General features: G+C 62.4%; 23 protein-coding genes and 1 pseudogene. 11 read left to right on the top strand and 13 right to left on the bottom strand.

Features of this window, described 5'->3' with window-relative positions:
• Window positions 1-22: 22 nt before the first annotated feature.
• Window positions 23-931, bottom strand: a complete 909-nt coding sequence (locus tag HJB84_RS08940) for an SDR family oxidoreductase (protein WP_207581055.1) — start codon at window positions 929-931, stop codon at window positions 23-25.
• Window positions 932-1,054: 123 nt separating this feature from the next.
• On the opposite strand from HJB84_RS08940, the gene HJB84_RS08935 reads away from it, so the two are divergent.
• Window positions 1,055-1,471 (top strand): helix-turn-helix domain-containing protein, encoded by a 417-nt coding sequence (locus HJB84_RS08935; RefSeq protein WP_207581054.1) that lies wholly within the window; start codon window positions 1,055-1,057, stop codon window positions 1,469-1,471.
• Between the two features lie 37 nt (window positions 1,472-1,508).
• Here the strand turns inward: HJB84_RS08935 and HJB84_RS08930 are convergent, their stop codons facing one another.
• The 5 genes from HJB84_RS08930 to HJB84_RS08910 form a co-directional block, all read right to left on the bottom strand.
• Window positions 1,509-1,691 (bottom strand): DUF6429 family protein, encoded by a 183-nt coding sequence (locus tag HJB84_RS08930; RefSeq protein WP_246762763.1) that lies wholly within the window; start codon window positions 1,689-1,691, stop codon window positions 1,509-1,511.
• A 165-nt stretch (window positions 1,692-1,856) separates the two neighbouring features.
• A complete protein-coding gene (locus HJB84_RS08925) occupies window positions 1,857-3,080 on the bottom strand; it encodes an MFS transporter (protein WP_207581053.1) in 1,224 nt (407 codons plus the stop codon).
• Between the two features lie 104 nt (window positions 3,081-3,184).
• The gene (locus HJB84_RS08920) at window positions 3,185-3,808 is read right to left on the bottom strand and encodes a TetR/AcrR family transcriptional regulator (RefSeq protein ID WP_207581052.1); all 624 of its coding nucleotides are present in this window, start codon (window positions 3,806-3,808) and stop codon (window positions 3,185-3,187) included.
• Between the two features lie 59 nt (window positions 3,809-3,867).
• Window positions 3,868-4,785, bottom strand: a complete 918-nt coding sequence (locus HJB84_RS08915) for a helix-turn-helix domain-containing GNAT family N-acetyltransferase (protein ID WP_221115746.1) — start codon at window positions 4,783-4,785, stop codon at window positions 3,868-3,870.
• Window positions 4,786-5,046: 261 nt separating this feature from the next.
• Window positions 5,047-5,796: an aspartate/glutamate racemase family protein gene (locus HJB84_RS08910; protein WP_221115745.1), complete on the bottom strand. Its 750-nt coding sequence runs from the start codon at window positions 5,794-5,796 to the stop codon at window positions 5,047-5,049.
• Between the two features lie 156 nt (window positions 5,797-5,952).
• Here HJB84_RS08910 and HJB84_RS08905 point away from each other — a divergent pair, with 156 nt between their 5' ends.
• From HJB84_RS08905 to HJB84_RS08890, 4 genes are all read left to right on the top strand, one after another.
• Entirely contained in the window at window positions 5,953-6,417 is a 465-nt protein-coding gene (locus tag HJB84_RS08905) for an Lrp/AsnC family transcriptional regulator (RefSeq protein WP_207581049.1), read from the top strand.
• Between the two features lie 225 nt (window positions 6,418-6,642).
• Entirely contained in the window at window positions 6,643-7,167 is a 525-nt protein-coding gene (locus HJB84_RS08900; RefSeq protein WP_207581048.1) for a BA14K family protein, read from the top strand.
• A gap of 287 nt (window positions 7,168-7,454) precedes the next feature.
• Window positions 7,455-8,720 carry an NAD(P)/FAD-dependent oxidoreductase gene (locus HJB84_RS08895; protein WP_221115744.1) on the top strand — a complete coding sequence of 422 codons (1,266 nt, stop codon included), beginning with the start codon at window positions 7,455-7,457 and terminating at the stop codon, window positions 8,718-8,720.
• A 417-nt stretch (window positions 8,721-9,137) separates the two neighbouring features.
• On the top strand, window positions 9,138-11,105 hold the full coding sequence (locus HJB84_RS08890; protein WP_221115743.1) for a translation factor GTPase family protein: 1,968 nt from the start codon (window positions 9,138-9,140) through the stop codon (window positions 11,103-11,105).
• Between the two features lie 221 nt (window positions 11,106-11,326).
• Here the strand turns inward: HJB84_RS08890 and HJB84_RS08885 are convergent, their stop codons facing one another.
• On the bottom strand, window positions 11,327-12,373 hold the full coding sequence (locus tag HJB84_RS08885) for an NAD(P)-dependent alcohol dehydrogenase (protein WP_207581045.1): 1,047 nt from the start codon (window positions 12,371-12,373) through the stop codon (window positions 11,327-11,329).
• Window positions 12,374-12,573: 200 nt separating this feature from the next.
• On the opposite strand from HJB84_RS08885, the gene HJB84_RS08880 reads away from it, so the two are divergent.
• The 3 genes from HJB84_RS08880 to HJB84_RS08870 all read left to right on the top strand — a co-directional run bounded on the left by HJB84_RS08880 (window position 12,574) and on the right by HJB84_RS08870 (window position 16,324).
• Entirely contained in the window at window positions 12,574-13,482 is a 909-nt protein-coding gene (locus tag HJB84_RS08880; protein WP_207581044.1) for an AraC family transcriptional regulator, read from the top strand.
• A 104-nt stretch (window positions 13,483-13,586) separates the two neighbouring features.
• Entirely contained in the window at window positions 13,587-14,642 is a 1,056-nt protein-coding gene (locus tag HJB84_RS08875) for a glycosyltransferase family 2 protein (protein ID WP_207581043.1), read from the top strand.
• Window positions 14,642-16,324, top strand: a complete 1,683-nt coding sequence (locus HJB84_RS08870; protein ID WP_221115742.1) for a hypothetical protein — start codon at window positions 14,642-14,644, stop codon at window positions 16,322-16,324. Before HJB84_RS08875 ends, HJB84_RS08870 begins: the two co-directional genes overlap by 1 nt.
• A gap of 18 nt (window positions 16,325-16,342) precedes the next feature.
• Here the strand turns inward: HJB84_RS08870 and HJB84_RS08865 are convergent.
• Window positions 16,343-16,707: pseudogene (locus HJB84_RS08865) on the bottom strand (DUF4087 domain-containing protein).
• A 21-nt stretch (window positions 16,708-16,728) separates the two neighbouring features.
• Entirely contained in the window at window positions 16,729-17,208 is a 480-nt protein-coding gene (locus tag HJB84_RS08860) for a hypothetical protein (RefSeq protein WP_207581041.1), read from the bottom strand.
• A gap of 141 nt (window positions 17,209-17,349) precedes the next feature.
• Between HJB84_RS08860 and HJB84_RS08855 the strand changes: the two genes are divergently transcribed.
• Both HJB84_RS08855 and ilvC read left to right on the top strand, forming a co-directional pair.
• Window positions 17,350-18,015 (top strand): TetR/AcrR family transcriptional regulator, encoded by a 666-nt coding sequence (locus HJB84_RS08855; RefSeq protein ID WP_207581040.1) that lies wholly within the window; start codon window positions 17,350-17,352, stop codon window positions 18,013-18,015.
• Window positions 18,016-18,064: 49 nt separating this feature from the next.
• Window positions 18,065-19,084 carry a ketol-acid reductoisomerase gene (ilvC, locus tag HJB84_RS08850; protein WP_221115741.1) on the top strand — a complete coding sequence of 340 codons (1,020 nt, stop codon included), beginning with the start codon at window positions 18,065-18,067 and terminating at the stop codon, window positions 19,082-19,084.
• Window positions 19,085-19,451: 367 nt separating this feature from the next.
• On the opposite strand, the gene HJB84_RS08845 is transcribed toward ilvC, so the two are convergent.
• Complete coding sequence (locus HJB84_RS08845; protein WP_221115740.1) at window positions 19,452-20,411, bottom strand: LysR family transcriptional regulator; 960 nt, start codon at window positions 20,409-20,411, stop codon at window positions 19,452-19,454.
• 82 nt (window positions 20,412-20,493) lie between these two features.
• On the opposite strand from HJB84_RS08845, the gene HJB84_RS08840 reads away from it, so the two are divergent.
• Window positions 20,494-21,018 (top strand): hypothetical protein, encoded by a 525-nt coding sequence (locus HJB84_RS08840; protein WP_221115739.1) that lies wholly within the window; start codon window positions 20,494-20,496, stop codon window positions 21,016-21,018.
• 101 nt (window positions 21,019-21,119) lie between these two features.
• Here the strand turns inward: HJB84_RS08840 and HJB84_RS08835 are convergent, their stop codons facing one another.
• The 3 genes from HJB84_RS08835 to HJB84_RS08825 are packed head-to-tail and all read right to left on the bottom strand — an operon-like array spanning window position 21,120 to window position 22,264.
• Complete coding sequence (locus HJB84_RS08835; protein WP_221115738.1) at window positions 21,120-21,707, bottom strand: bifunctional 2-polyprenyl-6-hydroxyphenol methylase/3-demethylubiquinol 3-O-methyltransferase UbiG; 588 nt, start codon at window positions 21,705-21,707, stop codon at window positions 21,120-21,122.
• Window positions 21,697-22,029 carry a type II toxin-antitoxin system RelE/ParE family toxin gene (locus HJB84_RS08830; RefSeq protein WP_207581037.1) on the bottom strand — a complete coding sequence of 111 codons (333 nt, stop codon included), beginning with the start codon at window positions 22,027-22,029 and terminating at the stop codon, window positions 21,697-21,699. Before HJB84_RS08830 ends, HJB84_RS08835 begins: the two co-directional genes overlap by 11 nt.
• On the bottom strand, window positions 22,016-22,264 hold the full coding sequence (locus tag HJB84_RS08825) for a type II toxin-antitoxin system ParD family antitoxin (protein ID WP_221115737.1): 249 nt from the start codon (window positions 22,262-22,264) through the stop codon (window positions 22,016-22,018). The genes HJB84_RS08830 and HJB84_RS08825 overlap by 14 nt, the downstream gene beginning before the upstream one ends.
• Between the last annotated feature and the right edge of the window lie 65 nt (window positions 22,265-22,329).

Below are 22,329 nucleotides of genomic sequence, written 5' to 3'. Positions count from 1 at the left end.
AGCGCAGGGATGAGCGGAAAGCTCAATGGCCTCCGGCATTGCCTGAAGCCGTCAACGCAGCCTTGTGCGCCACGAAGAAATCCTTCAGCGGCTGCGGCTGTTTGCCGGTCAGCTTGGTGAAGTCTCCGGTGACGATGTCGAATTTGCCGGCGCGGATGTTGGCGTCGGCCGAAACCAGCATGTCGGCGACGAAACCGGGAAGGCCGGCGCCGCGGATGCCCTGGCCGAGCTGCTCGTCGTTGACGTCGACCACCTCGAGCGGCTTGCCGGCGACATCGGAGACGATGGCGGCGATCTGCCGGTTGGTGAGCAATTGCGCGCCGGTCAGCGTATAGGTGGCGCTCTCGGAGGTGCCGGAGGCAAGGGCGGCGGCGATTGCCAGGGCGCAGTCGTCACGCGAAATGGTCGAGACCTTGCCGTCGCCCGTGGCGCTGTACCATTTGCCGCCCTGCAGGTTGTGCGGCATGCCGTGCAGGTAATTGTCGTGATACCAGGCGTCGCGGATGATCGTATAGGCGATGCCGCTTGCCTTGATGGCGTTTTCGCTGCCGAGATGATCCGGCGCGAAGGTGACGAGCGAATCGTCCGGCGCCGGCATCGAGGTATAGGCGATGTGCTTGACGCCTGCCTTAGCGGCAGCGGCAACGGCTGCCTTGTGCTGGGTGAGGCGCTTGCCGGGGGTATCCAGCGCATCGGTGCTGATGATTAGCAGCCGGTCGATGCCGGCGAAAGCCTTCTCCAGGCCTGCCGCGTCATCAAAATCGGCCTTGCGGGTGACGACGCCCTTGTTTTCGAGTTCGGCGAGCTTTTCCGGGCTGCGCGTAGCCGCCACGATGCTGCCGGGAGCGACCTTATAGGTCTCGATGAGATGATGGATGACACGCTGGCCGAGCTGCCCGGCGGCGCCGGTGACAAGGATGGTTTCGTTCATACGTCGTTTCCTTCTGTGTTCTGGGGGTAGTCTCGAAAAGAGAGTAACACTAGAATAGGAATTGACTCGGCGATGTAAAGGAGGCAGTTTTTCGGCTCTACGTTACCAAAAGGGAACCAGCAGATGAGCGGTGCGGTCGTCAGTCTGAAGAACAGAATGCCGGGGGCGCGGCGCGAGATCGATCTGGCTGGCCTCGATTTTTCCAATTGTCCCGTCAGGGACATGATGCAGCAGATCGGCGGCAAATGGTCGACGCTGCTGCTCGAAGTGCTGGCGGCCGAGCCCCGCCGCTTCGGCGAGCTGCGGCGCATGCTTCCCGATATATCGCAGCGCATGCTGACGCAGACGCTGCGTGATCTGCAAAGGGACGGTTATGTCGCTCGCGAAGTCTTCCCGACCAAGCCGCCGAGCGTCGAATATTCTATGACGGATCTCGGCCGTTCGCTCTACCGGCCACTGTCGCAACTGTTGAACTGGGCGGAAGCGAACCACGACGCCGTTCGCGCCGCCCGTTCGCGTTTTGATTCAGCCGATAGTTAGTAAGGTAGGTCACGTTTCTAGAAACCGGAAACGGTGATCATTCCGGCGGTCGAGTAAAAAGAGCGCGGAACAATTCCTCAGATCGTCGCAAACCTTCGTCGCTCAGGACGACGGATTTGGCTTTGCCTGCGGGATTTGCGATCAGGCCCTTCCGATACAGACGGTCCATTGCGTCCCAGTCGAAGCCTTTCCAAGCTCTGTCCTCGTCATGCAGCGTCAGTCATAGCAATGCCAGAACAGCGTCATCGATCTTGTCTTCGTCTATGTCCATGCTGGAACATCCCATGCAGAAACGAAAATTCGGCAGCAGTGAGCGGATGCGTAGGCTGCTGCCGGGATGTCCGCATTTATAAGCCGGCACTGTCAAGGTTTTAGATATCCGGTCTCAGATTTTGCTTTCCTGCTTGCCGCGGTGTTCCGTCAGAAACAACAGGAAGGCGAGCGCCGGGAAGGCGAAGCCGATCCAGGCGGTCATCGTCCAACCGCCGGTCGCGTAGGCCCAGCCGCCGAGCGCCGAGCCGAGCGCGCCGCCGGCAAAGAAGGTGGCCATGAAGAGGCCGTTTAGCCGGCTGCGATGTTCCGGGTTCAAGCCATAGATGGCGCGCTGGCCGCAGACGAGATTGGTCGTCACCCCGAAATCAAGCATGATCGCCGCCACCGTCAGAAGGATCAGGGCGGTCAGCGAGCCGTCCGCGGCGAAATGGCTGATCAGGAAGGAAGCCATTCCGAGCAGCATGGCAAGCGTCGAGGCAATTTTCGTCATGCCGCGATCGGCAAGCCGGCCGGCGATCGGCGAGGCGATGGCACCGGCAGCACCGGCGAGCGCGAAGAGGGCGATGCCGTTCTGCGTCAGGCCGAAGGCCGGGCTTGCGAGCAGCAGCGGCGTCGTCGTCCAGAACAGGCTGAAGGCGCCGAACATACCGGCCTGATAAAGCGCCCGGCGCTGCAGCACGCGCGAGGTCAGCGCCAAGTGGCCCATGGAAGCCAGCAGCTCGCTGTAGCGTAGCTTCGTCTTCGGCACGCGGACCGGCAGGTTGGCGCGCAGGATGACGGCGAGCACGATCATCAACGCTGCGGTGACGTAATAGACCACATGCCAGGACGAGGCCTCGGCGACGAAGCTTGCGAAGGGGCGGGCCAACATAATGCCGCAGAGCAGGCCGCTCATGACATTGCCGACGACCTGTCCCCGTGTCGCATCGGGGGCCATGTTGGCGGCAAAGGGAACCAGGACCTGAACGGCGACCGATGAAAGGCCGATGCAGAGTGAGGCGACGAGGAAGGCCGTGGGTGTTGAAGCCAGCGCCGCGCCGATCAGCGCAACAGCGGAGACGGCAACCAGCAGCAGCACAAGCCGGCGGTTCTCCGTGAGGTCACCGAGCGGCACGATCAGCAGCAGGCCGAGGCCGTAGCCGATCTGCGTCAGCGTGACGATCAGGCCGGTTGCGGCAGGCGTGAAGCCGAGCTCGGCGCTGATTAAGCCGGCAAGCGGCTGGCCGTAATAGAGATTGGCGGCCACCAGCCCGCAGGCGGCGGCAAAAAGAAAGGTGAGCCAGGGGGATAGCGCCCGTGGAATGGCCTTATCCGGCGCGGTGGCTGAAATGCTCATCAGAAACTCCGGTATGGTTGAAAGGAATAATCGCAAATCGGTCTGCCGGCAGCCACCCGTTTCCGGCCGCCCAGGGGAATGCTGGCATTCCCCTGGGGGAAATGTCAGGTCACCAGCTTCATCGCGGCTTCGGCAGCGGCAGCCATTTCTTCGCCGCTGCGTTCCGTCTTGCCGATAACGCGCATGCCCTTGGTGAGGCAGAGAAGCGCAAGTGCGACCGCCGATATATCGATATGCGCCGAAATCGAGCCGTCGGACTGGCCGAGGCGGATGAGGTCGGCGAGAAGCGTCTCGTCGGTCATGAAGGCGGTGGCGACACGTTCGGCCGCCTCTTCGTCGAAGAGGGCGAGATCGCTGGCGCTGCCGACGACGAGGCAACCCTGCCTGCCGATTTCACCGTGCGAAGAGCCGGCAAAGAAGGTGATGAGCGCATGGAGCTTGTCGCGGCCGGTCTCGGCACTTGCCAGCCTGGCATCGAGCAGGCCGCGACGCACGGCGCGGTAGCGGTCGAAGGCGGCGAGGAAGATGCCGCGCTTGTCGCCGAAGGCCTTGTAGACGCTTCCGGCGGCCAGCCCCATGGCCTCGGTGAGTTCGCTGATCGAGGCGGCATGATAGCCGCGCTCGGAAAAGACGCGCAGGGCTGCGTCGAGTGCCGCCTCCGCATCGAATTCCCGCGGACGACCGCGGCTCCGGGTCTTCTCTTGATGGTCGAGGGTCGTTGCGTTCATGTTCGCCTAATTAGGAAATGATCGTTTCCAAATCAAGCGAAATTTTGCGACGAAGCAAGTCAGAGGGTGAGGACCCAGGTCTGGCCATTCGCTTCGGGGCCGAACATTCGATGTCTCTCCTCGGAGACAAGCCGAATGCCGGCCTTGATATAGATGACGCGGGCCGTCTCCAGCATGTCATTGGTCCAGAGCGAAAGCTCGCGGTAGCCCTTCTGCCTGCAAAAGCGGATGCATTCGTCGACCAGCAGCTTGCCGAGCCCGAGGCCGCGGGCCGATTTGTCGACATAGAGCAGCCGCAGCTTGGCGATGCCGTCGCCGCCATTGGTGACGAGGACCGAGCCGACATTGACGCCGCCACGTTCGGCGATCCAGCAATATTCCTTGGCGGGATCGAAGTTGGCGAGAAATTTGCCGGCGACCTCGGCGACCAGCGCCTCGAAGCGCAGGTCCCAGCCATATTCCTCGGCGTAGAAGCGGCCCTGGCTCTGAACGATCCAGCCGATATCGCCGGCGCGGTGGGCGCGGATGATGGCGGGTGCGGGCTTGGCCGCCGGGTCGAGCAGGGCGCGGATGGTATGCATGGCCGAGACGACGGCTTGCGGTTCGCCGATCGCCAGATCGTCAAAACGGGCGGCGATCTGGGCATTGGCGCGCCGGCCGAGTTCCTCGAACTGCGCGAGTCCCCGGTCGGTGACATTGATGATCTGGCTGCGCAGGTCGGCCGGATCCGGGCTGGTCTCGATCAGCCCCTCGGTGCGGAAACGCTTGAGGATGCGGCTCAGATAGGCCGGGTCGAGATGCAGGTCGCGGACAAGGGCTGCGGCGCTGACGCCGTCATGCGAGCCGATCTCGAAGAGAATGCGGGCATCCGTCAGGGTGAAGGGCGAGTCAAGATAGGCCTTGTTCAGCAGGCCGAGGAAGTTCGTGTAGAAGCGGTTGAAATCGCGGGCGGTTTCGATGAGGGCGGAATCGGACATGGGCGTGATCTCCAAGGGAGACACGGAGATCTCCAGATGGAGATCTCGCCAGACTGCGGGGCAAAGCACGCTCTTCACTCGGCGTCATCCTCGGCCTTGTGCCGAGGATTTGCTGCCTGTCAACCGGAGGCAGATGCTCGGGACAAGCCCGAGCATGACGAAGGAGGGGTGGCCGACTGTGCCAACAAACTGAAAAAAGATCTCCGAACGAAGACATTTTTCATACATTTAGTTGACTGAGTCAACTAAATTGTGGCGCGGTCAAGCCGCCTCTTCTGTCTCCGCCTCTTCTGTCTCCGCCTCTTCTGTCTCCGCCTCCTCGTCGCCGAGAGCGAAATCCACCGCCGCGCGGGCATGGATCGCGGTAGTGTCAAAGCCCGGCAGTGGCAGGCGGTTGGGATCGAGGATCAGGCAGATCTCGGTGCAGCCGAGGATGATGCTGTCGGCGCCGTTATCCATGGCGCGGTCGATGATATCGATCAGCTTTTCGCGCGAGCTGTCGAGCACCCTGCCGGCGCAGAGTTCGTTGAAGATGATGTCGTGCACGATGGTGCGGTCGGCGGCGTCGGGCACCATGATGTCTAGGCCGAGGCTCTTCATCCGGTCGGCGTAGAAGCCGTGCTCCATCGTGTAGCGCGTGGCAAGCAGCAGCGGACGCTTGCGGCCGGCCGCATGCAGCGATTTCGCCGTCTCGTCGATGATATGGATTAGCGGCACGGACACCTTTGCCGCGATTTCATCGGCGATCAGGTGCATGGTGTTGGTGCAGATGAGGATACAGCCGGCGCCTGAAGCCTGCAGCCGTTCCGCAACTGCGCCGAGGCGGCGGGCCGCTCCAGCCCAGTCGCCGGCCTTCTGAAGAGCGACGATCTCCTCGAAATTGACCGAATGCAGGATGAGCTCGGCCGAGGCGAGGCCGCCCCTGCGGGCGCGCACCATCTCGTTGACGAAGCGGTAATAGACCGCCGAACTTTCGAAACTCATGCCGCCGATCAGGCCGATCGTTTCCATCTCTTCATGCTCCTCATGCTTCGAGTTTCGAAAATAATGCCGCAGTTCTGGCGCGGCGTGTTTGCATTATTTGTCCCTTACGTCCAATACATGCTATTATTTTGCGCGATTTGGAGAGATCGTGCAAAATCAGGGCGGAAGGGTTATTTCTTACACATGTTGGACGATCGCGACAGGCGCATTCTCGACATGCTGCAGAAGGATGCAGGCATATCCGTGACCGATCTGGCCGAGCGCGTGGCGCTTTCGGTGTCGGCCTGCTCGCGGCGGATCCAGCGGCTGGAAGAGAGCGGCCATATCGCCCGGCGCATCATCGTGCTCGACCGGGAAAAGATGGGCGTGCCGACGACGGTCTTTGCGCTGGTCAAGACGGCGCATCATTCCGACGAGTGGACAGAGACCTTCCGCCGGATCATCGCCGACATTCCCGAGATCGTCGAGGCGCACCGGCTGACCGGCAATCACGATTACATCCTGAAAATCGTGCTGCCGCGCGTCGAGCATTACGACGTGATCTACAAGCAGATCGTTCGCAAGCTCGAACTCTTCGATGTTTCGGCGTCGATCTCGATGGAAGAATTGAAACATGGAATGGCGATACCCGTGGGCTACGCCCGGTAGTCTCGCCAACGAACCTCAGCTTCTGGGGATCGACGATGCGCGACACGTTTACAGCCTTCTGGAAAAGGCAAGGTGCGGATTGCACGAGGAGCCGATAATTCTCAGCACCAGCGATAGCGATTAATTTGTCTCCAGACGGAACATTTTTCGACATATTGCGTTCACCTTTGGTTCAGGAGGAGGGGAAGATGTCTCCTCCACTTGGAGGAGCAGAGGAGAACAGTCATGAGAAAGCTAAGCGTCGCCGCGTTATGCTTGATCATAGGTGTGCCGGGCATCACGCCGGCTCAGGCGTTTCCGGCTATCAACCCACCCAGGATCGAAGCACAGCAGCAGATAGAGCAGGTGCAATGGCGTGGCCATGGCGGCCACGGGGGTGGCGGCCATTACGGGGGTGGCGGCCATTACGGAGGCGGGTATTACGGGGGGCACCACCATAGTGGAGCGGGCTGGGGCTGGGCCTTGGGTGGTCTCGCTGTCGGCACCATCATTGGCGGCGCCTTGTCACAGCCCTATTACGGCTCGTACTACGGGTCGCCCTACGGCTATTACGGCTCGCCATACGGCTACCGCCGGCCCTACTACGGCTATTACGGCCGGCCATATCAGAACTATGCATCATCAGCCTATTATGGAGGGGGAAGCAGCCACGAGAGTTGGTGTTATGCGCGCTATCGTTCGTACAGGGCGTTCGACAATACCTTCCAGCCCTATCACGGACCCCGTCGCCAGTGCGTCGGTGCCTATTGATTGGTACGACGCATATGCCGCTTGTGAACTGGTTGCAGGCCCGACGACCGTCCTGCGACCCGTTCGCATGGCATGTCTGCCTTGCACCCAGCCGAAGCTCGCTCCGGGCAACTAAAACCCGACTGGCTTTCCGCGCCGGAACTTCGCCGGGATCATTGCAGGAGTAGCCGATAATCTCAGCGCCATCGACTGCGATCGGCGGAGGGGAGACATGCCGAAACGGCGGTTGCAACCATTGCGCCGAGGGCCACATTGGCTTTGTGCAAAATGGCGCAAAGGGGTATGTCATGAGCGACCATCATGTCGTCGTTGTCGGCGGCGGTTTCGGCGGGCTGCAGCTCGTCAACGGGTTGAAAGGTGCCGGCGTCAGGATCACGCTCGTCGACCGGCGAAATCACCATCTCTTCCAACCGCTGCTCTACCAGGTGGCGACGACCATTCTCTCCACCTCGGAGATCGCCTGGCCGATCCGCCGCCTCTATGCCGACCGGCCCGATGTGAAGGTGTTGCTCGGCGAGGTCACCGGTGTCGATAGCGGCGCCAGGACGGTGTCCCTCCGCAACGGCATGACTCTGGGTTACGATACGCTGGTGCTGGCGACCGGGGCGACGCATGCCTATTTCGGCCGTGACGAATGGGAGCCAGTGGCGCCGGGCCTGAAGACGCTCGAGGATGCGACGACGATCCGCCGGCGCGTGCTGCTCGCCTTCGAGAAGGCTGAGATGGAGAGCGATCCTGCCGTGCGCGACGCGCTTCTGACCTTCACCATCGTCGGTGCCGGGCCGACTGGCGTCGAGCTTGCCGGCATCATCGCCGAGCTTGCGCATTTCACGCTGCCGAAGGAATTCCGCAACATCGATACGCGCAAGACCCGCGTCGTGCTGGTCGAGGCCGGCCCGCGGGTGCTGTCGAGCTTCGCCGAGGAGCTTTCGGCCTATGCCCAGACGGTGCTGGAGAAACTCGGCGTCGAGATCCATCTCGGCAGGCCGGTGACCGAGTGCAGCGCCGACGGCGTGAAGATCGGCGATACCTTCGTCGCCAGCCGGACGATCGTCTGGGCAGCCGGCGTCACCGCCTCGCCGGCGGCACGCTGGCTCGGCGTTGCCGCCGACCGGGCAGGGCGCGTCGTCGTCGAAAAGGACTTGAGCGCACCGGGTCTGTCCGATGTCTTCGTCATCGGCGACACGGCATCGGTCATGCGCGAGGATGGCAAGCCGGTGCCGGGCATCGCACCGGCGGCCAAGCAGCAGGGCGGCTACGTCGCCAAGGTCATCCGCGCCCGCCTGTCCGGCAAGCCGGCGCCCGCATCCTTCCGCTACCGGCATCAGGGCAGCCTGGCGACGATCGGCCAGAGTGCGGCGATTATCGATTTCGGCCGCATCAAGCTGAAGGGCTGGATCGCCTGGTGGATCTGGGGCCTTGCCCACATCTACTTCCTGATCGGCACCCGCTCGCGCTTCTCCGTCGCCTGGAGCTGGCTATGGATCTATCTCAGCGGCCAGCACAGCGCCCGGCTGATTACGCAGCGGGAGACGATGCGGGAGGAGGGGTAGGACTCGGCGGTGTGTATGGCGATCCTGCGGATTGCCTAAAGTGCATCTCGGAATGCGCCCTCTCTCCGGCCTCATCTGAGGTGCCCCGGAGGGGCCTCGAAGGACGGGGCCGGCCACCGGCGCGTCACCAGCGATTCGGCCCGCAGCACGCTCCCGCATAGTCACCCGCCCTCGTGGTTCGAGACGGCCCTCTGGGCCCCCTCACCATGAGGGCTGATCGGTGTGCTTGGCGCCGCGCCACGCGCAGGGATACACCCAGGCTTGACACATCTGCCCACGCGCCCTTAGCATTCCACCCGCGTCGCCCAACCACCGGGCGCTCCGCATCCAGCCGTCGCGATCAGCGAATAGAGGTTCCAATGCGCCGACTCACTTCTCACGAAAATCACATCCGAAATTCTGAGAAGTTGGTGGTTCATGCGCACTTTGAATCTGGGCATCCTCGCCCATGTGGATGCGGGCAAGACTAGTCTTACCGAAAGACTGCTTTTTGACGCCGGGGTCATCGACAAGCTCGGCAGCGTCGATACAGGCAATACACAGACGGACACGCTCGAACTCGAACGGCAACGCGGCATTACGATCAGGGCCGCGGTTGTGTCGTTTACGATCGGCGACAGGACCGTCAATCTGATCGACACACCCGGCCACCCCGATTTCATCGCCGAGGTCAAGCGGGTGCTTGGGTTACTGGATGCCGCGGTCGTCGTCGTTTCGGCGGTCGAGGGCGTGCAGGCGCAGACGCGTGTGCTGGTGCGGGCGCTGCGGCGACTTGGCGTGCCCTTCGTCTTCTTCATCAACAAGGTCGATCGCCTCGGCGCGCGGTATCCGGACGTGATGGAAGCGCTTGCCGCGCAACTGGCGGTGCGTCCCATCGCCATGTCTTCCGTCATCGACGCCGGCAGCAAGCTTGCCCGGGTGGAGGCTCTGGCGCCGGGAGACGAGCCGCTTTTTTCGGCGCTCTGCGAGGCGCTCGGCGAGAACGACCAGGCGCTGCTCGATGACTATGTGCTCGCCCCCGAACGACTGACCACGGAAAGGCTCAGGCGCAGCCTGGCCGATCAGGTGGCAAGGGGCCTGGTGAATCCCGTCTTCGCAGGAGCGGCCATGACCGGCGCCGGCCTGCCGGCGCTAAGCTCGGCCATCGCGACGCTGTTGCCCGGGCGGCGGCTTGATCCGGACGGGCCGGTCGCCGGCAAGATCTTCAAGATCGAGCGCGGCTGGGGCGGCGAAAAGCTCGCCTATCTCTACCTGACTTCGGGCACCGTGCGGCTGCGGCAATATCTGGATCTGCCCAGGGGCGAGGATCGGGTGACCGCAATCCATGTGTTCGAGGCCGGCCGCAGCCATGGCGCCGCGCGCTTCTGCGCCGGCCAGATTGCCCGCGTCGGCGGCCTTGCCGGCGCCCGGATCGGCGATGCGGTGGGCAGCGATCCGGCCTCGGGCGGGCGGGCGTACTTCGCTCCGCCGACGCTCGAAACTCGCGTGCTTGCCCGGCGGCCCTCGGACAGCGCGGCACTTTGGCTGGCACTGAACCAGATGGCCGAGCAGGATCCGCTGATCAATCTGCGCAGGACCGAGGAGACGAATGAAGTCTTCGTGTCGCTCTATGGCGAGGTGCAGAAGGAGGTTATCCAATCGACGCTGCTGACGGATTTCGGCCTCGATGCGGGTTTCGAGGAAAGTACGCCCATCTTGGTCGAGAGACCCGCCGGCACCGGGGCCGGCCTGCAGATCCTCTTCAAGGAGCCGAATCCGTTTCTCGCCACCATCGGCCTGCGCGTCGAGCCGCGTCCTGCCGGCGCAGGCAACAGCTTCGCGCTGGAGGTGGAGGTCGGGCAGATGCCCGTTGCCTTTTACCGGGCGGTCGAGGAAACCGTGTTCGAGACGCTGAAACAGGGCATTTTCGGCTGGCAGGTCATCGATTGTCATGTGGCGATGACGGCGGCGCGGCACAGTTCGCCCGCAAGCACCGCCGCCGATTTCCGGCAATTGACGCCCTGGGTGCTGGCAACGGCGCTCTCGGCTGCGCAAACGGTCGTCTGCGAGCCTTTCAACCGCTTTCACTTGGAAGCGCCTGTCGAGAGCCTGAGCAGCGTGCTCACTTTGCTGGCGAAATCCGCTGCGGCGACGTCGGATTCGGTGATCGCCGATGGCGTGGCGCGGCTCGAAGGCACTCTGGCGTCTCAGATGGTTCAAAGCGTCCAGCAGCAATTGCCGGGCCTGACGAGCGGGGCAGGGACGATGGAAACCGCTTTCGAACACTATAACCCTATGGCCGGGCCGCCACGCCTGCGCCGGCGCTCGGGGCCTGATCCATTCAACCCCGTCGAATATCTGCTGCGTTTGCTGGGCCGTGCCGAGAGCGTGTCGCGAGACGGTTGAGCTTGCCTGAGAGCCCAAAAGTCCAAGAGAGCCTCATGCTGAGGTGCGCAGGCCGAAGGCCGGAGCCTCGAAGCACGGGGCGGGCGCTCTGGCGAGCCACGGAGCGGCGTTTGCGGGGGTGCTTCGAGGGGATCCTGCGGATCGCACCTCGGCATGAGGGCGGCTGAGGATGCCGCTCGCTATCGACGAGGCGGCTCCCAAAGGAGCCGCCTCTCGTTTCCTCAAGCCGCCAGCGAGGCGATGTCGATGACGAAGCGGTAGCGGACGTCGCTCTTCAGGACGCGTTCATAGGCTTCGTTGACCTGCTCTATGTTGATCTTCTCGATCTCCGAGACGATGTTGTGCTTGCCGCAGAAGTCGAGCATTTCCTGGGTTTCCTTGATCGAGCCGATCATGGAACCGGCGAGGCTCTTGCGCCCGCCGATGACCGAGAAGGCATGGACCGGAACCGGATGCTCGGGAACGCCGACCAGTACCATCGTGCCATCGGGCTTCAGGAGGCTGAGATAGGCGTTCCAGTCGATCACCGTGCCGACCGTGTTGATGATCAGGTCGAAGGTGCCGGCCAGCTTGGTGAAGGTTTCTGCATCGCTCGTTGCGTAATAGTCCTTGGCGCCGAGCTTCAGGCCGTCTTCCTTTTTCGACAGCGACTGCGAGAGTACGGTGATGTCGGCGCCCATGGCCGCGCCGATCTTCACGCCCATATGGCCAAGGCCGCCCATGCCGACGATCGCGACCTTCATGCCGGGGCCGGCCTTCCAGTGGGCGAGCGGTGAGTAGAGCGTGATGCCGGCGCAAAGCAGGGGAGCGCCTGCATCGAGCGGGATATTGTCGGGAAAGCGCAGCACATAGCCTTCCTTGACGACGATAGAATCGGAATAACCGCCAAAGGTCGGGGTCGCGCCGTCGGCTTCGACGTCGTTATAGGTCTGGACCAGACCCGGCATGAAGTGCTCGTAATCCAGGTCGCGCGTGGCGCAGCCGACGCAGGAATTGACGAAGCAGCCCACACCGACGCGGTCGCCGACCTTGAACTGGGTGACCTTGGAGCCGACGGCGGAAACGACGCCGGCAACCTCGTGGCCGGGCACCATCGGGTATCTGGAGTTGCCCCATTCGTTGCGGGCCTGATGAATGTCGGAATGGCAGACGCCGCAATATTGCACCGAGATGACGACGTCGTCATCGTTCGGCTCACGGCGCTCGAAGGTGAAGGGGGTTAGCGGCTTGGAGGCGTCGGTCGCGGCGTAGCCTTTTGCAATAGGCATGGGAACCTTCCTTTTCGATTTTGGAGGTAGGGGTTGATCGGGATGGCGGACTATTGCCCGGAACTGCGCGACGGAGGTAGAGTGATCCTCTCAGCTTTTTGCACGATCCTGCAAAAATGCCGGGAGCGGCCTATTTGGGAAGTGCCGGAGCTACTTACATAAAAGCTGCCCAATTGGCGTCAGACAGAAAGAGTTGCCGCATGACATTGCCTTTCAGCCCCTATCAGGAAATCGTCGACATCGCGCTGCGCTTCACGCCGGGTGACGGCGCATTCTCGACTGATATCGGCAATCTTCACCTCAGCCGTTGCTCCAAGCCCAGCGATCCGCTGCACAGCAGCTACGGGCCCTGTTTTGGCTTTGTCCTGCAGGGGGCCAAGAGGCTGCGCCTCGGCACGGAACTGATCAGCTACGGGACTGGGGACTATCTGCTGACCTCGCTCGACCTGCCGGTCGCCTGGCGTGTCACGGAGGCGAGCCTTGAGGTTCCGCATCTCTGCCTGGCGCTGGCAATCGATTCCGAAAAGCTGCTGGAGTTGCTCAGCCGCATCGATATTCCCCGCCCTGCCGCCCATACCGATGGGCAGCGCGGCATGGTGGTGAACGTCGCGCCGCCGGAGCTTTTGGATGCTGCCGTCCGCCTGCTGCGCTTGCTCGATCGTCCGGGCGACATTCCTGCCATGGCGCCGCTGATCGAGCAGGAAATTCTCTACCGGGTGCTGACCGGGCCGGATGGCGCGCGGCTGATCAACATCGCCACGGCTGACAGCCACAGCAACAGGATCTCGCGCGCCGTCGCCTGGCTGAAGGAGAATTTTGCACGGCCGCTGCGCATCGAGGATCTTGCCGACCGCGTCAGCATGAGCGTCTCGTCCTTCCATCACCACTTCAAATCGGTCACGGCGATGACGCCGGTGCAGTATCAGAAGCAGCTTCGCCTGCATGAGGCGCGCCGGCTGATGTTCGTCGAGCGCCTCGATGCGGGCACGGCCGGCCACCGCGTCGGCTATCAGAGCCCGTCGCAGTTCAGCCGCGAATACAGCCGCCTCTACGGCGCCTCGCCCGCCCGCGATGTCGACGGCGGGCGCGAGATCATGGCGGCGGAATAGCGCGCCGGCGCGCGCGACGCGCCAAGGCACGGCGCGGCATTAAAGGATGTTTGACGTTTCGTGGCTAGTCTGGCGCCGAACATCGAGCAGGCACCGCTGTCCGCATGACGCAAGCACCACTCCTTTCCATCGTCGCGCCTTGTCATAACGAGGAAGAGGGACTGCGCGAGTTCTGCCGCCGCGCCGCCGCTGCTGCCCAGAGCGTCGCCGGCGATGCCTTCGAACTGATTCTCGTCGATGACGGCTCGTCCGACGACACCTGGAAGATTATTTCACATCTGGCGGCTGATGTGCCGCAGGTGCTCGGCGTTCGTCTGCTGCGCAATCACGGCCATCAGCTGGCGGCGACGGCAGGGCTTTCGGCGTCGCGGGGCGAGCGCGTTCTTTTGATCGACGCCGATCTGCAGGACCCGCCCGAGCTGCTTTTGATGATGATGCCAATCATGGAGCGCGGCGCCGATGTCGTTTACGGCCAGCGCACGCGCCGCGAAGGCGAAAGTTGGTTCAAACTCGCGTCCGCTTCGCTTTTCTATCGCGCGCTTTCCAAGCTCGCTTCCGTGACCATCCCGCGCGATACCGGCGATTTCCGGCTGATGCGCCGACGCGTCGTCGATATTTTGCTGGCGATGCCGGAGCGCGATCGTTTCATTCGTGGCATGGTCAGCTGGATCGGCGGCAGGCAGGTGGCGCTTCCCTATGAGCGCGACGCCCGTTTTGCCGGCACGACGAAATATCCGCTGCGCAAGATGATCAATTTTGCACTCGATGCGATCACCAGCTTTTCAACGACGCCGCTGCGTATAGCCACATGGCTCGGCATGATCAGCGCCGGCGTCGCGATGGCGCTGCTCGTCTTCACCTTCGTTCGCTGGTTGCAGGGCGAGACGGTCACTGGCTGGTCGTCGATCATGGCTGCGGTCAGCGCCTTCAGCGCCATCCAGCTGATCTGTATCGGCATCATCGGCGAGTATCTCGGGCGTCTCGTACAGGAGAGCAAGAAGCGGCCGATGTTCATGATCGAAACAATCCTGCGCGGCGGCGAACCGGCCGAACTGCCCACCACTTTTTCGGAGATGAACGCCGGCGACAAGCGCGCCGCGCTGGATGCAGCCCTCGCATCCGGTGAGCTGCGGTCGCAGAAGAACAGTCGGATCGGTTGATGGACCGGATTGCGAGGTCTCCCATGGCGGCAGCCGAGCCTGGGGAATGCACCGCCCCGCAGGATTCGACTATTGCGATCGTCGCTTTCGTCACACTTGCCGCGATCCTGGTCGTGCTTTTTCCCTTTCCGCCAGTGCTCGACTACGCCAATCACTACGCCCGCATCTGGCTTCTTTCCGGCGGGATCAGCGAGCAGCCGTTTCCTGAAATCTACGCGGTCGATTGGAACCGCACCTTTACCAATGTCGGCATCGATCTTCTTGCCACCTGGCTGGGGCCGGTTGTTGGCGCCGACAGGCTGGCGCGGGCCTTGCTTTTCCTGGCGATCGTGCTGCCGCCGCTTGGCGCGATCGCCTTGCATCGCGCCCTTTTCGGCGGCCGGCACTATTGGCAGATCGCAATAACGTCGCTTGGCTGGTGCTCGACGATGATCGGCGGCTTCATCAATTTCCAGATCGGCCTTGGTATGGCCTTGTTCTTCGCCTGCGTCGATTTACGGCTGCAGGGCCGAAATCCCGGCCTGCTGTTTGCCTGGCGGCTTGCCGCGGCATTGCTGCTGACGTCAATGCATATCTTCTCGCTCGGCTTCTACATGGCGATCGTCTGCGGCCTCGAATTTTCCTGGCGCTTCGACATACTGCGATTGAAGGCGGGCGTCGTCAGGCTTGCCGGCCGGTTGGCGCTGGCGCTCGGGACCTGCATCCTGCCGCCGCTCGCGCTCTATCTCCATACGGCAGCTTTGCCCAATGCCGGTGGTGATGGACTTGGTATTGTCTGGAACGACGGCGTCGCCCTTATCGCCATCAATCTGCTGTCGGCCATCGTCACCTACGTCCCGCTGGTGGATGTCGTGCTGATTTTGCCGCTGATCCTCGTTTGCACGCGTGCCGCACGGGCGGGCGACATCCGCGTGCATGCAGGTCTTGCCGTCGCCGCCTTCGGCCTACTGCTTTTCTCCTGTGTTTCGCCACGGCACATGCTCGGCACCGGATGGATCAGCTGGCGCTTTCCGATCATGACGGCGCTCGTCGCCATGGCGATGGTGTGCCCCTTTGCCAATCTCACGCGCCGGCAGTCCCTGTTGCTGGCGCTCGTGGTCAATCTTGCGGTCTTCGGCCGTACAGCCTGGGTCGGGTGGAACTGGTGGTTGGCACAGAAGGATGTCGGTGCTGTCGAGCGTGTGCTGAAAAATGTGCCGGCCGGTGCGGCTGTGCTGCCTCTGGGGCATGAACCCACGACAGTGGTCGGTCTTGCCCACTCCAATCGGTATTTTGCCTGGGGGCTGGATACTTTCCGGCACCTGCCGACGCTCGCCGTTCCCTTCTCCCATGCTTTCGTGCCGACGGTCTTCACGGCAAAAGGCAAGCAGCCGTTATCCGTTCTGCCGCCGTGGTCTGAGATCGCGGTCCCTGAAGGCAATCTGCTGTCGATCGGCGTGCTTTCATGTCCCGCAATGATGCGGGAGTATGGAGACTTTACGCCCTATCTTTCGGACTGGCGCAGACGTTTCGATTTTATTCTTGTCGCTAATGGCGATGTTTCCGACCGCTATGTCGGCACCTTCATGCCGGCGGGCCTGACGTTGATCGAGGATGCCGGTTTCGCAAAGCTTTACGCGATCGATAAGACGATGACGGCAGAGCCTCTGTCGATCCCGGCTGGCTGCGCTACGACGTCATAGGCTGCGCCTCTTCGCGGATCAGCCAGGAAATTTCAGCGCCTTGTCGGCACGGCATTTGGCGAGCGCAAGCTGGCGGAAGGAAAGGATTTTCGTGATGCGTTCCTTGCCATCCGTCTCGACGTTCATGCAGGCGCAGGCATAGCCGTAATTGCCGTTGCTCCTGACATAATCATTCTCGGAGATATCGGGGATCAGCTCCATGCCTTCGGGTTCGCCGTTCTCGTCACCCTGGTCATGATCGTCCAGGTGTTCTCGGCATCCTCGAGCCACCAGTTGGCGGGGGTCGGGTTCTCGATCCAGCCGCAATGGGTCTCGGCGGCCCGCGTATTGGTTGCGACCACAAGAGCTACGGTCATGACCGCGGCGGCTATCCGGTATTTCATGGCTTTCCTTGTTGCCTGATTTCAGTTGTTGATCGCGATGATCGCCCAATGGCTCGCCTCGCAGGCGCTGTCTTCGCAGACGGCGCCCATCCAGACTGCGCCGTTTGCGAGCATGACGCCGTCGCTGTTGACGAAGAGATCCTGATATTGCTGGCGCCCGACGGCGCTGCGCGTTTCCGGTGTCACCAGATCACCGAAATTGTCGATGAAATCCTCAGCGCTCTCAACGTCATAGCTCTCGCCATCGGCCTTGACCGTCAAAGGGTATTCGGCAAGGCCGGCGATGGTTTCGGCGTCGCCCGAGCGCATGGCCTGAACGAGTTGGCGCAGCGGCCGGTCAAATCCTGCGGCATCGCCGTGCAGTTCCTCGATGCGGTTATAGACGTCGCTGTCGGACTGGGCGAGAGTGTCTGAGCCGCCAAGGAAAATTCCTACGAGCAGGAAAACAGCTGCAGACAGACGTGACATCGAAGCCTCCGGGAAAATCGCGTAGCGCGGCATTATGCGATCGCTGAGCGGCGGTGCCTATCCAATTCTGGTGTTTCAGCGCGGTTTCCCGTACTAAAAAAATCTATCCGGGCTTCTTGACGGCCTGATCGGTTTGTCGCATAAACCTCAAGAACCGTACCGTACGGTACGTATATGGGAGCCATGACCGTGTCAGTCGATACCGCAGAGCCGAGCGAATTTTCGCCGCGCCAGAACGCCGTTCTGGAACAGGCGCTGCGGTTGCTCGTCGATGGCGGCGAGAAGGCGCTGACGACGTCTGGTGTCGCACGTGCTGCCAATTGCTCGAAGGAAAGCCTCTACAAGTGGTTCGGCGATCGCGATGGGCTGCTGTCGGCGATGATTGCCTATCAGGCGAGCAAGGTGCGCACCTTCGAGCGCAATGGTGAGCGGCTAACGGCGGCGAGCCTGCACGATCATGTGGTGATTTTCGCGCGCGATCTGCTGGAGGTGCTTGCGGGCGACGTCTCGCTGGCGCTGAACCGGCTGGCGATCGGCCAGTCGAACCGCGACGGCTCGAAGCTCGGCAGGCTGCTGCTCGAGCGCGGCCGCCGCCAGATCGACCGCCGAGCCATGGCGCTGATCGATGCCGGAAAGAGGGCAGGGCTCCTGCGGTTTTCCGATGCCGATGAGGCCTATCACACGCTTTACGGCCTTGTCGTTTCCGACTTGCATGTGCGCATGCTGCTCGGTGAACCGGGCCTCAAGGATACCGCACGCCAGGCGGAGAGGGCGGTCACCGCCTTCCTCAGGCTCCATGGCACGGACAAGGTTCTGGCGGAGATGCCGGTTCTCGGCTGATTTCGCTTTAATGACAGTCAACAAGACAAGCAAAGGGAAGGAAATTCAAATGCGCGTCTATTACGATCGTGATGCCGATCTCAACCTCATCAAGGCCAAGAAGGTCGCCGTTATCGGATACGGTTCGCAGGGCCGTGCCCATGCGCTGAACCTCAAGGACAGCGGCGCCCAGAACCTCGTCATCGCGCTCAAGGCCGGCTCGCCGACCATCAAGAAGGCCGAAGCCGACGGCTTCAAGGTCATGACGGTTGCCGAAGCCGCCGGCTGGGCCGATCTGATGATGATGGCAACCCCCGACGAGCTGCAGGCCGACATCTACAAGGCGGAGATCGCGCCGAATATCCGCGACGGCGCTGCGATCGCCTTTGCTCACGGCCTCAACGTGCATTTCGGCCTGATCGAGCCGAAGGCTTCGGTCGACGTCGTCATGATCGCGCCGAAGGGCCCGGGCCATACGGTTCGCGGTGAATACCAGAAGGGCGGCGGCGTTCCCTGCCTCGTTGCCGTTCATCAGAATGCTTCCGGCAATGCGCTTGAACTGGCGCTCTCCTACGCCTGCGGCGTTGGCGGCGGCCGTTCGGGCATCATCGAAACCAACTTCCGCGAAGAGTGTGAAACCGACCTCTTCGGCGAGCAGGTCGTTCTGTGCGGCGGTCTCGTCGAGCTCATCCGCGCTGGTTTCGAAACGCTCACCGAAGCCGGTTACGCGCCTGAGATGGCCTACTTCGAGTGCCTGCACGAAGTGAAGCTGATCGTCGACCTGATCTATGAAGGTGGCATCGCCAACATGAACTACTCGATCTCGAACACGGCCGAGTGGGGCGAATACGTCTCCGGTCCGCGTATCATCACCGCCGAGACCAAGGCCGAGATGAAGCGCGTCCTCAACGACATCCAGACCGGCAAGTTCACTTCCGATTGGATGCAGGAATACCGCGCCGGCGGCTCGCGCTTCAAGGGCATCCGCCGCCTGAACGACAGCCACCAGATCGAGGAAGTCGGCGCCAAGCTGCGCGGCATGATGCCCTGGATCGGCAAGAACAAGCTGGTCGATAAGTCGGTCAACTAAGCGGTTTCAAGGGTGCGTCGCACGGGCCTTGGTTCGTGCGGCGCGCTTGTTTTTTTGTTTTGGGCATGTCGTCTCCCAAAAACCGCTACATTGTGCGCAGGTATCCGTCGGCGCGTCCACGACCTGATGGCCGTTCACATGTTGGCAAAGCCCTCGGCCTATCGATCGACGGCTCGTTGATTTTCGATCGATGCATCGACGTCGGTGGCGCCAGCCGCATTGGCCGCATCGCCGTGGGAGAGCGGGCTGGGATCACAAGGACCGGGCAACGATATTGGATTGTTGAGATCGAGGGCAAAGGCGGCTCGCCACCTGAGATCGTGGAACTTGCGATGCTCGTGCTCGATGATTTCAAGCCGACCGGGAATCATTTTACTGGCTTGTCACCGTTGCCCCGAATGCGAGTCTTGCCGGCCGCATCCGGACGGTTCTTCATGTGATCGATGAAGGCGCGCAGTTTCGGCGTCATTTGCCGATGGCTGGGATAATAGAGAAATACGCCCGGCGCCGTCGGCGCGAATGATGCCAGCACCTCGATGAGCTTTCCCGCCCTGATCTGTTCGACGGCGATCGGCTCCGGCACATGGGCTACGCCCATCCCCTCGATGGCTGCGCCGAGCATGGTCGGGAAGTCGTGGGTGATAAGCGGCCCCGCGACGGCGATCTCGATGGCGCGGCCCTTGTCGTCGAGCGACCACGGCGCGAGCGCGCCATTGGAGCGGCGTATTCTGAGGCATGCATGGTGACGCAGGTCGTCCAGGGACGCTGGAAGATCCCGGTTGGAGAAATAGATCGGGCTCCCGACGATGATGAACCGAAACGGCGGCGTCAACCGAACCGCGATCATGTCGGCATCGATGAACTGGCCCATTCTTATCCCTGCATCAAAGCCTTCGACGGCGAGATCGACCAGTTTCTCGCTGGCGGCGATCTCCACTTCAATTTCGGGATAGGCTTGGGAAAAGGACGCAATCAGCGGCTCGAGCAGGACCGGGACAACGGCACGCGGCACCGAGAGGCGCAGCCGTCCGGTCGGTCGTCGTCCAAGCTCATGCGCGACGGCGCTTGCGGCGATGAGTTCTTCGAAGGCCGGTTTTGCACGCGAAAGGAAACGCTCGCCAGCTTCCGTCAGCCCGACGCTGCGCGTCGTTCGGATGAACAGGGCTGCGCCGATCCGCGCCTCCAGCGTGCGCACGGCCTGGCTGATCGCCGAGGGAGTGACGCCGAGTTCCGCCGCCGCCCGGCGAAAGCTGCGGTGCTGGGCAACGCTGAGGAACGCCTCCACCCCGTCGAGCGCGCCCTGCCTGACTGTGAAGTTCTGCTTCATGCCCCGTCCATATTATCCCGAATAGTCGCCGGTGTAAGCGGCCGTATATTGCGCTGGAACCAGCAGCCAGACAGGAGGCAAAATGTCCCCGGCCGCCATCTTCCAGCTTCACCTGCTGCTCGGCTACGTCGCCTGGCTGCTTTGCATCGGCGTCTATGTCCTGCCCCGGCTCAAGTCGATGGACCGCGCCGGGGCGCAACGGGCGGTCGCAACGCTCCATAGCTTCCGCTTCTTCGGCCTCGTCTTCATCCTTCCCGGCGTCGTCGGTCCCGATCTGCCGGCCGGCTTTGCCGTCACGGCCGCCTATGGCGACCTTGCTGCCGGGCTACTGGCCATGCTGGCGCTGATCTCGTTCCGCATCCGGCCACTGTTCTGGCTGCTCGTCATTGCCTTCAATCTCGTGGGCGCCGGTGATCTCGTCATCGACTATTACCGCGGCGCCCAGTCCGGTCTGCCTGTCTTGGCGGGGCAGCTAGGCGCAGCCTATGTGGTCGTGATCGTCTATGTACCGCTGCTGATGATCACCCATATGGTTGCGCTCTATTTGCTTGTGCGCCGGCAGTCCATTACCGCTCAAACCCTTCGCGGCGATCCTGTTGCCAACTGACCGGCCAGGACGGGGTGACATGCTTTCGAGAGGTAATTCCGCGCTTTGGGCGATATGCATCAAGCTGCTGCAGTTTAAGGCCGGGGCGAAAGCTTCGGCCTTTATCGTTCCGCGCTCACCGTCAGCCAGCGGGTCGGCTTGCCATCATAGCCGCCGCCGTCGCTTTCCTCGATGGCGATGTTGTACCAGCCGTCTTTTTTCAGCAATTCCGACAGCCATTCGGCGGACGGATAGTTGTAATAACGCCCGAGGCCGTCAAGGCCTTCCGCTTCTCCCGCCTTGAAGCTTGCGTGGAGGAAGCCGCCGATTTTCAGGGCGCGGCGGATGCGGGCGAAGACATCGGGCAGTTCAGCCCTCGGGACGTGGAGAAGGCTCGCATGTGCCCAGACGCCGTCGAAGGCGCTGTCGGCGTCGAGCTCCTGGAACAGCATGACCTTGACCGGCCTGCCGATCCGCACTTCCGCCTGTCTGGCAAGCTCGGCGGAGCCATCCGTCGGTGTCACCTCGAAACCCTGCGACAGCATGTAGCCGCTGTCCTGCCCGCCGCCGCAGCCGAGTTCGAGGATTGCGCCACCCGGTGCAATACCGGCGAGGAAGGCATCGAGCTGCTGCCTCGGCAGGCTGCGTGCCCGATCGGCGTATGTCTCGGCGTTTTTCTCGTAAAAGGCGGAGGTCGTGTCACGAGGCATGCGGGTCGGCCGTTCGGGGGCGTCGGTTGGATTGAAGGTGTCTCTCGGGAAGCCGGTCGGCTCCGATAATGTCGATGACCAGGATGCCTTCCGGTATCTCGCGGTAGAAGGCGACATGGCGCATGTGGAGGAGGCGCCGAAGGCCGGCGCCGAGTTCGTCGCACTCGTCTCCCATGGAGGGCACGCGCGAAAGAAGCACGAAAATTCTGTCCCAATCGAGAAGATAGGCATCCGCCTGCGCCTCGCCGAAATGCAGGCTGGCATATTCGTCGATGCCCGACAACACGGCGTCTGCGGTTCGGGTCAGCCTATAGGTGGTCACGCAGCTTCGCCTTCGTTTCCAGCAGAATATCGGCAATGCGCCGGTCGCTGATGCCGCTTTCCTCAGCCAGCCTCAGAATCTCGCGCAGTTCTTCGTCATCGAGCTTGCGGTGGTTTTGATCCTTCAGGACGAGTTCCGCCAGAAATGCGCCGGCACTGCTGTATCTGCCGCTTGCAACACGGCGTGCGACGTATTCGGCCAGATCATCCGGAAGGGAGATCGTCATTTTCGCCATTGAATTCAGTGCCGCCCGTCCATGCCGGTGTCGGCGTCCCCGATGCCAGATTACCATTTCCCACT

This window comes from Rhizobium sp. NZLR1b (assembly GCF_019685155.1).
In the GTDB taxonomy this organism is placed as follows: domain Bacteria; phylum Pseudomonadota; class Alphaproteobacteria; order Rhizobiales; family Rhizobiaceae; genus Rhizobium.
The sequence above is the reverse complement of the archived record's forward strand: the minus strand, read 5'-3'. Positions and strand labels throughout refer to the sequence as shown.